Genomic DNA, 11,858 nt, shown 5'->3' with positions numbered 1-11,858 from the left:
CCGGCCGCGCCTTCCTTCTCGATTCGCGCTCGAGCGTGCGCGCCACGCCGGGGAACCTGGGCTCCGGTCGTGTTGTGCTGCTGTCTGGGGTTCCTACGGTCTTGCCATTGACGGGCCTGTGCGGACTTTCTAGCGTGGTCGAAAAGGGAGAAAGGGATGGCAAACGACCCGCAAAAGACCGTCAAGACGATCCTGGCCGCCTGGATCGCGCGCCAATATGAAAAGATCATACCCTACCTCACGGAGGACGTGGTTTATGTCATTGGCGAGGGTGCGGCCAAGTCGATCTGCCATACGCCGGGCACTTTCGGCGGCAGAGACAAGGTCAAGCTCTGGTACGATTCGCATACATGGCTGATCTCGGTGTACGGCGAGAGTATCATCACCCCGCTGTGTGGGATCGTCGCTCCCCCTCAGGTCGTGACCTATTATGACGAGTCGCAGAGCACCGTGATCGCGACAGGGACGGTCGGGCTCGGGGTACCCCAGGAACTGCCGTGCCTGTGGATGTCGACGTGGCTGTTCAAGGGCGACCTTGTCGGCAAGATGACGCTGGTTGCCGATTCGGTGGGCGGCGTCGAGCAGTTCGCGGAAGCACGCCGCAAGCAGATGGCGAGCATCCAGGCGTCCTTCCACCAGAAGTTTGGCTAGAGACCGCAGGCGTTGCGCTCTGGCGGCTAGTAAGGCCTATTCCTCCGCGGCGGTGGCGGCCGCTTCCGATGCCCATTCGGCATTGTCGAATTTCCACGAGAGGCCGGCGAGATGGGACAGCCGGCGGGCACGGCGCGCCACGGCAATCCGGTTCGGAGCGTGGGAGCGGTGCGCAATGTCGGCCAGCATGCTGTAGGCCCATGCGCTGATGCCGCGGTAATGATTGGCACGGACCATCGGCAAGATCTCGCCTATGATGCGCGATGCCTGATCGAGAAAACCTGCGTGGTGGGCCGCCATCGCGCAGAGGAGCCTGCTCCAGCACCAGATGTGCGGCATTTCGACTGCATTCCGGCAAGCTTCCTCCGGGCGCGCGACGCTGAGGGGTTCGCCGCCCACAACGGCTTTGAGGTAGCGCAACCGGCAATCGATCATCGACTCGAGCAAGCCGAGACGCTGATCACGGACATGCTCGGCAGCCAGCTCGAAGCAGGGCATTGCCCCCGTGAGATCATCGCCGATCATGCGCGCCCAGCCTTGCCCAAAGTAGGCCACCCCCTTGTCGAATGGGCGATCGGTTTCCTCGGCGATCTGAACCGCCAGCGCACCGAAGCGCCCTGCCTCGGCGGGCCGATTGCGATAGGCTAGGGAGTGCGCGAGCAGGCTCGCGAACAGCACGGATGCCGTGCCGGTGAGTTGGAAACGCTCATGCCGCGCCGAGGGCAGGAGTTCATCGAGGGTGCGGGACGAAAGCGCGACGCACTCCGCATGATTCGACGCGAACTCGTGGCCCTGCGCCAGAAAATACGTCGCCGCAATCCGCGCCCCCTGAAGGTCGGCGCGCTGTGCGAGCGCGAGGGCTTCGGCTGCCTTGAGCCGGCTCGATCGTACGTTGCCGCAGATATTCTCGACGTGCGCCAGGCTCAGCAACCTCAGGAGCCGGGCGCCCGGTTCCTCCATGGTGGGATCCGTCGGCGTGATCTGGCTCAGGTGAAAATAGAGCCGACGGTATTCGCCCATAGGCGCCAGGCTGAGCCGCAGCTGCATGCGAATTTCGTTCTGCCGGACCGATCGGTCGGCCATGACCGGGGCGCGTGTCGTGGCATCGAGAGCATTCTCCAGGCAGAGCGCCGCATGCTTGTAAAGTGACGCCTCCAGCGCCCTGGCATGTGCTTCACGCCAATCGGCTTCAGCGCGGACCCAGTCTCCGGCCTGTGTCGCATGATGGGCCAGCGTCTCGAACAGCTGATTGGGCCCGTCGATCTTGCCGAGCGCCTCGCGAATGGCCCGATGAAAGCGCTGCTTGTCGGCGCGGATTATGCTGCGCTCGATGATCTGCCGCAGCAGGGAGTGGCGGATGCCGTACAGGGTCTCGTCGCCGACCCGAGCGCGTCGAAGGTAGCCACCCGACTGAAGCGTTCGCAATGCCTCGTCCACGACTGATGCGTCTTGCAAGCCCGACGCGTCCGCCAGCAGGCCGGAAGCGCAGTCGAACTGGAGCAACGCCAGGCATTGGAGGAGCCGCCGGGCATCCGCTTTCAACCGGCCGACCCGGTCGAGCACGACGGAGCGGATGCGACCGGTCGGCTCGCCATCCGGATTGGCGAAAATTTGCTGAACCCTGTCGTCGTCCAGGCTGCCGGTCGTGGCGGCGAACGCCAGCTCCTCGATGAATAGCGGATTGCCACCTGTTACGGATGCAATGCCACCAGCGGCAACCATGGCCGGCGGCGAGTCTCCCGCCATGGCGCTGAAGAGCATCTGGCACTCCGGCTCGCGCAGTGGGCCGATACGGACGACGCTTGCGTTTCCTATGTCCCCGAACCGCGCGATCGATTTCAGTTCCCTCGTGCAAATGATGAACAGCACCGACAGGTCGCTGATGTCCTCGATGCTCTCGAAAAGAATCTCGAGCGATTCGGAATCGCTCCATTGAGCGTCGTCGACAACGACGATCATTGCCCTTTCCTCGCTCACGCGCCGCAGGAGAGCTGAAAACTCCGAGCGCAGGGCAACGTCGTTGTCGCTCGGGGCGGCAGTCCTGTCTCCTGCCAGTATGTCATCTCGATTGTAGAGCAAGGGAGCCGACGGCTCGATCTCGCCTCGATCGATGCGTGCAAGCTGGCGCATGAGGCGCAGAATCGCAGAATAGGAGTGAGTGAGACCTTCGGTTACCTCTTCATGGATCACGACGAGGCAGCCCTGGTCCTTGGCGATCTTCGCCAGTTCCTGGCTCAACCGCGACTTGCCGATGCCGCCTTCGCCCATCAGGATGATCGCCTGGCCGCAATGGCCGCGTGCAAGTTCGAGCGCTGTGGAGAGGATCGCCATTTCCGGCGCGCGTCCGACGAGCGGTCGCTCGGCCGACAGATTGCCGTCTGGCTGCTCGGGTGAGCGGCGCAAGCCCAGCACGCGGAACTGCTGCAACTCATGGGACAGGCCGCGTAAGGGCCGGACCCCCAGGCTTTCGAAATCAAAAAGGTGCCGCGCCAGCCGATAGGTGGCGTACGACGTCAAGATGCCGTTGCTCACGGCCGCTTCTTCGAGGCGCTTGGTGACGTGCACCGTCACACCCATCGCGTCGAAGTCGGCAGAGAAATCGGTCTTGATGAGCCGCGTAAAGACGTCGCCGGAATGAACACCAATGCGAACCGTTGGCGTTTGCGGATCGACACGCCGCACGACCTCGTCGCGGATCGAGACGGCGGCCAGCAGGGCGCGAATTGCATGGTCCTCGCGCGCCCTCGGCGCGCCGAAGATCGCGAAAAATCCGTCCCCTTGAAAATTGAGGACCCGCCCCCCGAACCGATGGATATGGCGCGCGAATCCAGCGTGAATCGCGTCCATGAGTTCGGCCGCTGCTTCGGGTTCGAGGGATTCGATCAGGCTTGAAGAGCCCTTGATATCGAGGAACAGCAACGTCGCGAATACGTTGTGCGGCCCTTCATCCGGCTCGTCGCGTCTCTCCGGCACGGTGACGCGGGTCCCGCAGCTTCTGCAGAAATGCTGGCCCACCAGGAGCGGTGCCTGGCAGTTCTCGCATTGCAAGCGGAGGGCCTGACCGCAGACCGAGCAGAAGTTGTCGCCGCCGAATACGCCGCTGCGGCACTTTGGACAGGCCAAAACATCAGTCGCCATGGCAAGCCTGCAATTGGAAGCGCCTCCAATATTATTGCAGATCATGCGTCAGAGGAACGGGAGGCGCTTCGTCCATTTTACGAGAAGCGCGCCAGAACGATTGCGATTGCCTCCAGCCTCAACCGTCATGCACCGGCCTTTTCAGGCGAAGGTGACACGCACCGCGCCGAACGGGCCGAAGTCGGCGATGTACTCCTCGCCGGGCCTGGGCGTGAGCATGCCGGTCAGCGTGCCGGTGCTGATCATCTGCCCCGCCTTCATGCCCACGCCGGTGCGCGACAGTTCGTTGGCGAGCCAGGTGAGGGGCGCCATCGGGTGATCGAGCGCCGCGGCGGCCGTGCCCTTGCGGCGCAGCCGGCCGTTCGACGACAGCGTGGCCTCCTGGCCCGCGATGTCGCGCGTCTTCCAGTCGGCAATGGCGGGGCCGTAGACGATCGTGCCGGAACCGGCGCCGTCGGCCAGGATCGCGGGCAGCGGCGGGAAGGCGGCGTCATGGATGAAGCGGCATTCCGCCAGCTCGAGGCCGGGATGGAGCGAGGCGACGGCGTCGGTCACTTCCTCCCGGGTGTAGGGCCTGTCGCGCGGCGGCAGGTTGCTGCCGAGCCGGGCCTGGTATTCGACCTCGGGGATCGGGCTGGCGAGCCTGGCGTGCACGAAGCTGGTCGGGGTCTCGCGCGAGAAGAAGACGCGGCCGTAGATCGGCGAGTCGGTGCGCAGCGCCTTCTGCATCTCGTCCTTCATGGCGGCGATCTTCCAGCCGACGACCGGCCAGCCGAGCTCTTCGGCGACCAGCCCGCCGACACGATAGGCGGTTGCCTTGTCAGGCGGCACGAGCGTGGCGGCGAGGCCGCTTTGCTGACGGCCATCGCGGCGAAGGACGGCGAGGAGGCGGGCGAGTTCCCGTTGTGCGGCGGTGTCCATGTGGGTTCTTTAAGCTGCGATGAAGTCAAGTTCACCCATGAACTTCTCTCTGGGTCTTCCCCTCTCCCGTCATACAGGGGAGGTGGCGCGGTAATCCGCGACGGAGGGGGAAGGCCCAGTGGAATTGTTTGCAAGTTGTAGATCATGATCTGAAATCGTAGAGAGCGGCCGCGGCCTTCCCCCTCCGTCGCCGTATGACGGCACCACCTCCCCTGTATGACGGGAGAGGGGAAGTACAACGAGATGGAAACCTTGGCATCACGTGCCAGCGAAAAGGGAGGGCAAGACCATGCCGACGCAAGCCGAGAAGGGGCGCTTGTTCTAGGAGCGGCATGCCAGGCCCGGCATCCTGATCCTGCCCAATCCGTGGGACGCGGGCACCGCAAGCTGCTGCAGTCGCTGGGCTTCGAGGCGCTGGCGACGACCAGCCTCGGCATGTCCAATGCGCTCGGCCGCGCCGACGGCGAGGCGCGGTGAGCCGGGCCGAGCTGCTCGAGAACTACCCTGTGATCGCAGGGGCAACTGACCTGCCGGTCAATGCCGACCTCGAGAACGGCTATGCCGACGATCCGAAGGAGGCGGCCACTATCCTGCGTGATGCGGCGGAAGTCGGCATCGTCGGCGGCTCGATCGAGGACTGGAGCAGCGAGAAGATCTACGACTTCAACCACGCCGTGAACGCGTCGTCGCCGGTGTCGAGATGGCGCGCTCGCTGTCGGTACCCTTCACCTTCGTCGCGCGGGCCGAGAACCTGATCCGCGGCCGGCCCGACCTCGACGACACGATCCGGCGCCTGCAGGCCTTCGAGAAGGCGGGAGCCGACGTGCTCTACGCGCCGGGACTTGCGCGACCTCGCGACCATGAAGCTGGTCGCCTCCTCGGTCGGCAAGCCGCTCAACGTGGTGATGAGCGCCGCCGACCCCTCGCTCTCGGCGGCGTAGATGAAGGCGGTCGGCGTCAAGCGCCTCAGCGTCGGCGGTGCCCTGTCGCGGCTCGCGCTCGCCGCCTTCATGAAGGGTGCGCGCGAGACGAAGGAGAAGGGTGGCTTCACCTGGATGAATGACACGATGTCGAGCCGGGAGCTGAAGGCCGTCTTCAAGGGGTGATCCTGTGCGGCAGCCTGGCCAGCGTCGGAATCGGGTCGGCGCCGATCTGGCGCAGCAGCGAAGCGAGATCGTAGTGGAAGCGCTCGCCCGCCATCAGCCCGTCGCGGAAGGTCAGGATGACGACGAAGGGTTGCGCGAAGGTGCGTCCGCTCGGCGCGAGGCCGAGGAACGGGCCGACATGCCGGCCATGCCAGGTCGCTTCGGCGACGTAGAACTCGTCGGTCGTGACGTAGGCGCGCTGGCCGGGACCACGGCGGACCTCGACATCGAAGGTGCTCCACCACTGACCGTAGTGCGCGGCAGCGCCGTCGTGGCCTTGCCAGCGTTGACCAGTGGCGAAGTCTTCGAACTGGCACTCGGGATGAAGCGTCGCCAGCGTCCCTGGCAGGTCGTGCGTGTTCTCCGCTTCGAGATGGCGGCGGACCAGAGCGGCGAGGTCGGGATTCATGGCGGACGGCCCGTGTTATGATTGAGTTCTGGCAACATATAAGAATGCTGATATGAAGCACAATCCCCGCCCGCCGGCCCCGCCTTCCATTCCGCGCCCCGGTGAGGCCAAGCGTGGCCCGGAAGGCCATCTCGGCTACCTGCTGCGCCAGGCGAGCGTCACGCTGCGCGGAGCGATGGACGCTGCCCTGACCGAGCTCGGTGTAACCACACCGCAATTTTCGGTGCTTACGATGGTCGTGGCCTATCCGGGCATCTCTGGCGCGGACCTTGCACGGCTGACGTTCCTGACGCCGCAGACGATCAACGTCATCGTGCGCAACCTGGAGCGCGACGGGGCGATCGAGAAGACGGCCCATGCCACGCACGGCCGAATCCTGCGCCTGCACGCGACGGCCCGAGGGCAGGCCCTGCTGAAGCGGTGTCGCGGCAGGGTGGCCGAGGTCGAGGCGGAGCTGGTGGGACTGCTGGGCAGGGACGAGGAGCGGCTGGTGCGGCGCTGGCTGAGCGCAGTGGCGGAGAAACTGGCGGACGGTCGCTGACGCCGTTAGAGTTTTGGCGAGCCAAGAGGGGGAAGAAATGACGATTGGGACACTGATCCGCCGCGCCGTCCTGGCGGGCGCTGCGGCGGCCGCGCTGGCGGCGACGCCGGCCTTTGCGCAGAAGACGAAGCTCACGGTCTACACCGCCTTGGAGAACGACCAGCTCGATCCCTTCAAGAAGGCGTTCGAGGCCGACAATCCGACGATCGAGATCGCCTGGGTGCGCGATTCGACCGGTGTCGTGGCCGCCAAGCTGATCGCCGAGAAGGACAATCCCCGCGCCGACATCATCTGGGGGCTGGCTGCCTCGAATGTCGGCGCGATGGCGGCGATGGGAATGCTCGAGCCCTACACGCCGGCCGGCGCGGCAGCGCTGAAGCCGGCGTTCAGGAGCGGCAAGACGCCGGACACCTGGATCGGCATGGACGCCTACCTTTCGGTCGTGTGCTTCAACACCGCCGAGGCCGCGAAGGGCAAGAAGACCAAGCCTGTGAGCTGGGCCGACCTCACCAAGCCCGAGTACAAGGACTCAATCGTGATGCCGAACCCGGCCTCGTCGGGTACCGGCTATCTCACCGTCGCGGCCTGGCTGCAAACCATGGGTGAGGAGGCGGGCTGGAAGTTCATGGACGCGCTGCACCAGAACATCGCGCAGTACATCCATTCGGGCTCCGCCCCCTGCGTTCAGGCGGCCAAGGGCGAGCGGCTGATCGGCATCGGCCTCGACACCCGCGGCGCCTCGGAGAAGACTAAAGGCGCGCCGCTCGAGCTGATCCTGCCCAAGGAAGGGCTTGGCTCGGAGATGGAGGTCACGGCAATCGTCAAGGGCACCAAGAACCTCGAAGCCGCCAAGAAGCTCGCCGACTGGGCCACGACCAAGAAGGCCAACGAGCTCTACGCCAAGACCTACCCGATCGTGGCCTATCCCGGCGTGACCAACCTGCCACCGAACTACCCGGCCGACATCGAGAAGGCGATGGTAAAGAACGACGTCGAATGGATGTCGAAGAACCGCGACCGCATCCTGGCCGAATGGACCAAGCGCTACGACGGGAAGTCGGCTCCGAAAGCCAAGTGACCCGCGCAGCGGGTCATCCCGAACGCAGTGAGGGATCTGTGGCCGTAAAGAGCCCTCGGCCGAAGGCCTCAGGATGACAAATTATCTCGAGGTCCGAAACCTCACCAAGCGTTTCGGCGACTTCACGGCCCTCGGCAACGTCTCGCTCGACGTCGCCGAGGGGGAGTTCGTCTGCTTCCTCGGGCCTTCGGGCTGCGGCAAGACCACCTTGCTGCGCGCGATCGCAGGACTCGATCCGCAGACGTCGGGCACGATTCGGCAGAAGGGCCGCGACGTGTCGTCCCTGCCGCCGGCGCAGCGCGACTTCGGCATCGTCTTCCAGTCCTACGCGCTGTTTCCCAACCTGACCGTCACCGACAATGTCGGCTACGGGCTGGTCAGCCGGCGCCAGAAGCGCGCCGAGATCGTGCGTCGGGTCGGTGAGCTGCTGGCGATGGTCGGGCTGCCTGATGCCGGGCCGAAATATCCCGCCCAGCTCTCGGGCGGCCAGCAGCAACGGGTGGCGCTGGCGCGCGCGTTGGCGGCGTCGCCCGGGCTTCTGCTGCTCGACGAGCCCCTGTCGGCGCTCGATGCCCGGGTTCGGGTGCGGCTGCGGCACGAGATCAAGGCCCTGCAGCGTCGGCTCGGCGTCACCACCATCATGGTGACGCATGACCAGGAAGAGGCGCTCACCATGGCCGATCGCATCGTGGTGATGAACCAGGGCGCGATCGAGCAGGTCGGGGGGCCGCAGGAGGTCTATCGCACGCCCTCGACGGCGTTCGTGGCCGACTTCGTCGGAGCCATGAACTTTCTCGACGGGACGCTCGCGGGCCTCGACCGGGTCAAGGTCGGCGCGATCTCCTTCGCGTGCCTGTCGCAGGATGGCCTGGCGCCGGGCAGCAAGGTGCGCCTCTGCATCCGGCCCGAAGACGTGCGCGTGCGCGACCTGCCGGCCGACACACCCAACCGGCTGACCGTCGAGGTCGGCGAGCTCGACTTCGTCGGCGCGTTCTGCCGCGCCTCGTTGCGGGCGGGGGAGATCGCGCTGGTGGCCGACTTCTCCAGCAACCTGATGCGCGACCTCGGGGTCGCCGCCGGCAAGAAGCTCGACGTCGCTCTGCCGCCGGACAGGCTCAGGGTCTTCGCCGCGTGAGCGTCGCGGCACCGACGCTGAGGGTCCGCCTGTCGCGCGACGACCTGCTGATGCGTGCCGGCGTCGCGCTGCTCGCGGTCGTGCTGCTGCTTATCGTCGGCCTGCCGCTATGGTCGTTGCTGGCGAAGGGCTTCGAGGACCGCGACGGCAAGTTCGTCGGGCTCGCCAACTACATCTCCTATTTCTCGACCCCGGCGCTGTTCAACTCGGCGCTGAACAGCTTCCAGGTCGCGGCGGTCTGCACCCTGATCGTGGTGCCGATCGCCTTTCTCTACGCCTATGCCCTGACCCGCGCCGTGCTGCCGCTGCGCTGGCTGTTCCAGGGCGTGGCGCTGATCCCGATCTTCGCGCCGTCGCTGCTGCCCGGCCTGGCCCTGATCTACCTGTTCGGCACGCAGGGCTTCTTCAAGTCGTGGCTGGGCGGCGGGCAGATCTACGGCTTCGAGGGCATCGTCATCGCCCAGGTCTTCTACTGCCTGCCGCATGCCATGATGATCCTGGTGACGGCGCTGGCAACGGCGGACGCCCGGCTCTACGAGGCCGCCGACGTGCTGGGCGCCTCGAAGGTCCGCGTGTTCTTCACGGTCACTCTGCCCGGTGCGAAGTACGGCGTGATCAGCGCGTCCCTGGTGGTGTTCACCCTGGTGATGACCGATTTCGGCATCGCCAAGGTGATCGGCGGCAATTTCAACGTGCTGGCGACCGACGTCTACAAGCAGGTGATCGGCCAGCAAAACTTCTCGATGGGCGCCGTCGTCGGCATGGTGCTGCTGGCGCCGGCGGCGCTCGCCTTCGCCGTCGACCGCTTCGTGCAGCGCAAGCAGGTGGCGCTGCTGACCGCCCGCGCCGTGCCGCTGGTGCCGCGGCCCAAGGCAGGGCGGGACCTCTTCTACACCCTGTTCTGCACGCTGGTGGCGGCGGGCATCCTGACGATCCTCGGGATGGCGGTGTGGGGCTCGTTCATCCAGTACTGGCCCTACAACCTCACGCTTACCTGGGCGAACTACAAGTTCGAGAGCTTCGACGCCAACGGCTGGGACTCATACACCAACTCGCTGGCCATGGCGGTGGGCGCCGCGGTGGTCGGCACGACGCTTACGTTCACCGGCGCCTGGCTCACCGAGAAAACCAAGGGCTTCTATCTGCTGCGCGACCTGGTGCGGCTGCTCGCCTTCCTGCCGATGGCGGTGCCCGGGCTGGTGCTGGGGCTGGGCTACATCTTCTTCTTCAACGCCCTCAACAACCCGCTCAACTTCCTCTACGCCACCATGGCGATCCTGGTGATCAACACCGTGGCGCACTTCTATACGGTCGGGCATCTGACGGCGACGACGGCGCTGAAGCAGATCGACCCGGAGTTCGAGGCGGTGTCGGCCTCGCTGAAGGTGCCGATCTGGCGGACCTTCGGACGGGTGACCGTGCCGATCTGCCTGCCCTCGATCCTCGACGTCGCGGTCTATATGTTCGTCAACGCCATGACGACCGTGTCCTCGGTGATCTTCCTCTATGCGCCCGATACCAAGCTCGCCTCGGTGGCGGCGGTGAACATCGAGGAGGCCGGCACGACGGCCGCGGCGACGGCGCTGTGCGTCGTGATCGTGGTCACCTCGGCGGGGGTCAAGGCGCTGCACCTGCTTGCGGACCGCTTCCTGCTGGGCCGGGTGCAGGCCTGGCGCCGGCGGTGATCATGTTCCTCCCTGCGCGTAGCGTGGGGAGGTGGCGCCGTCATACGGCGACGGAGGGGTCGTAAGGCCACAGCACCGATGCTACCGCCCAATCATGCTCTTCCGGACCGCGAGCCTCCGGCTCGCTCGGATTCATGAGCGAGCGGGACGCTCGCGTTCCGGAAGAGCGTGAGAGAATCATGAGAAGACCATGAGCCGCACCGGTGCTGTTGCCAATGACCCCGTCGTCGCGGATAGGGCACTTTCGCACGAAGTGCGAAAGTGCCGACGCGCCACCTCCCCGGCTTCGCCAGGAAGGAAGATGAGGAGAGTGTGAACATGAAGGAGAACGACCCGCCGCAGATCGGGGCGATGCCGCTCTACACGCATCTCGATCGCATCGAACGGGGCCTGGCGGCACAAGGCATCGGGCCGCACGACCCGATCCGTCCGGAGCAGCTCTTCGCGCTCGACCAGTGGCACTATCACGGGACGGACGCGATCGCGGCCGCGGGGCGCGCGCTCGGGCTGGGGCCTCGGAGCCGCGTGCTCGACATCGGTGCGGGCGTCGGCGGCCCGGCGCGCTTTCTCGCGCACACCACGGGCTGCCACGTCACCGCGCTCGAGCTGCAGCCCGAGCTTCATGCGGTCGGTGTCGATCTCACGCGCCGGTCCGGCCTCGCCGATCGCGTGACCCACCTCTGCGGCGACGCGCTCGTCGAGCCGCTGCACGACGCAGGCTTCGATGCCGTCGTGAGCTTCCTGGCGATCGTCCACATCCCCGATCGGCCGCGCCTCTTCGCGCGCCTCGCACGAGCGTTACGGCATGGCGGTGCGTGCTATGTCGAGGACCTCTGCCAGCACAGGCCGTTCGCGCCGGCCGATTGGGAGGACGCCCGCCGGATCGTGTATGCCAATTCGCTGACCAGCCAGGCGGCGTACGCCGAGGACGTGAAGGCGGCGGGCTTCTGCGACGTCACCGTCACCGACCTCACCCCGGACTGGGCGCCCTTCGCCGCCGAGCGGCTCGCGGCGTGGCGCCAGAACCGCGCCGCCTATGCCACCGTGCACGGCGACGGCGCCTACCGGGCACAGGAGCTTTTCTACAGCGTGATCGCGCGCCTCTACGACAGCGGCAGTCTCGGCGGCGTGCGCCTCGTCGCACGCCGGCCCTAG

Annotated in this window: 9 protein-coding genes and 1 pseudogene; 7 read left to right on the top strand and 3 right to left on the bottom strand. The window is 66.1% G+C overall.

The window, feature by feature from the left end:
• Positions 1 to 156 precede the first annotated feature (156 nt).
• Complete coding sequence (locus ACQY8M_RS31200; RefSeq protein ID WP_428664384.1) at positions 157 to 651, top strand: hypothetical protein; 495 nt, start codon at positions 157 to 159, stop codon at positions 649 to 651.
• 36 nt (positions 652 to 687) lie between these two features.
• Here ACQY8M_RS31200 and ACQY8M_RS31195 read toward each other — a convergent pair whose 3' ends face one another.
• Together ACQY8M_RS31195 and ACQY8M_RS31190 are read right to left on the bottom strand one after the other, a co-directional pair.
• Positions 688 to 3,789, bottom strand: a complete 3,102-nt coding sequence (locus ACQY8M_RS31195) for an AAA family ATPase (protein WP_428664381.1) — start codon at positions 3,787 to 3,789, stop codon at positions 688 to 690.
• Between the two features lie 141 nt (positions 3,790 to 3,930).
• Positions 3,931 to 4,710, bottom strand: coding sequence for a 2-keto-4-pentenoate hydratase (locus ACQY8M_RS31190; protein ID WP_428664378.1), 780 nt, complete (start codon positions 4,708 to 4,710; stop codon positions 3,931 to 3,933).
• Between the two features lie 346 nt (positions 4,711 to 5,056).
• On the opposite strand from ACQY8M_RS31190, the pseudogene ACQY8M_RS31185 reads away from it, so the two are divergent.
• Positions 5,057 to 5,816, top strand: a pseudogene (locus ACQY8M_RS31185) (isocitrate lyase/PEP mutase family protein).
• Here the strand turns inward: ACQY8M_RS31185 and ACQY8M_RS31180 are convergent.
• Positions 5,806 to 6,264: an ester cyclase gene (locus ACQY8M_RS31180; RefSeq protein WP_428664376.1), complete on the bottom strand. Its 459-nt coding sequence runs from the start codon at positions 6,262 to 6,264 to the stop codon at positions 5,806 to 5,808. The pseudogene ACQY8M_RS31185 and the gene ACQY8M_RS31180 sit on opposite strands and share 11 nt — an antisense overlap.
• A gap of 52 nt (positions 6,265 to 6,316) precedes the next feature.
• Here ACQY8M_RS31180 and ACQY8M_RS31175 point away from each other — a divergent pair, with 52 nt between their 5' ends.
• From ACQY8M_RS31175 to ACQY8M_RS31155, 5 genes are all read left to right on the top strand, one after another.
• Positions 6,317 to 6,805, top strand: coding sequence for a MarR family winged helix-turn-helix transcriptional regulator (locus ACQY8M_RS31175; protein ID WP_428664373.1), 489 nt, complete (start codon positions 6,317 to 6,319; stop codon positions 6,803 to 6,805).
• Between the two features lie 37 nt (positions 6,806 to 6,842).
• Positions 6,843 to 7,883 carry a putative 2-aminoethylphosphonate ABC transporter substrate-binding protein gene (locus ACQY8M_RS31170; protein ID WP_428664371.1) on the top strand — a complete coding sequence of 347 codons (1,041 nt, stop codon included), beginning with the start codon at positions 6,843 to 6,845 and terminating at the stop codon, positions 7,881 to 7,883.
• A gap of 73 nt (positions 7,884 to 7,956) precedes the next feature.
• Positions 7,957 to 9,018 (top strand): putative 2-aminoethylphosphonate ABC transporter ATP-binding protein, encoded by a 1,062-nt coding sequence (locus tag ACQY8M_RS31165; protein ID WP_428664368.1) that lies wholly within the window; start codon positions 7,957 to 7,959, stop codon positions 9,016 to 9,018.
• Positions 9,015 to 10,703 carry a putative 2-aminoethylphosphonate ABC transporter permease subunit gene (locus ACQY8M_RS31160; RefSeq protein WP_428664365.1) on the top strand — a complete coding sequence of 563 codons (1,689 nt, stop codon included), beginning with the start codon at positions 9,015 to 9,017 and terminating at the stop codon, positions 10,701 to 10,703. Before ACQY8M_RS31165 ends, ACQY8M_RS31160 begins: the two co-directional genes overlap by 4 nt.
• 318 nt (positions 10,704 to 11,021) lie before the next feature.
• On the top strand, positions 11,022 to 11,858 hold the full coding sequence (locus ACQY8M_RS31155; RefSeq protein ID WP_428664362.1) for a class I SAM-dependent methyltransferase: 837 nt from the start codon (positions 11,022 to 11,024) through the stop codon (positions 11,856 to 11,858).

It is taken from the genome of Reyranella sp., from assembly GCF_965279465.1.
Lineage (GTDB): Bacteria > Pseudomonadota > Alphaproteobacteria > Reyranellales > Reyranellaceae > Reyranella.
This window is presented reverse-complemented; position numbering and strand designations above follow the sequence as displayed.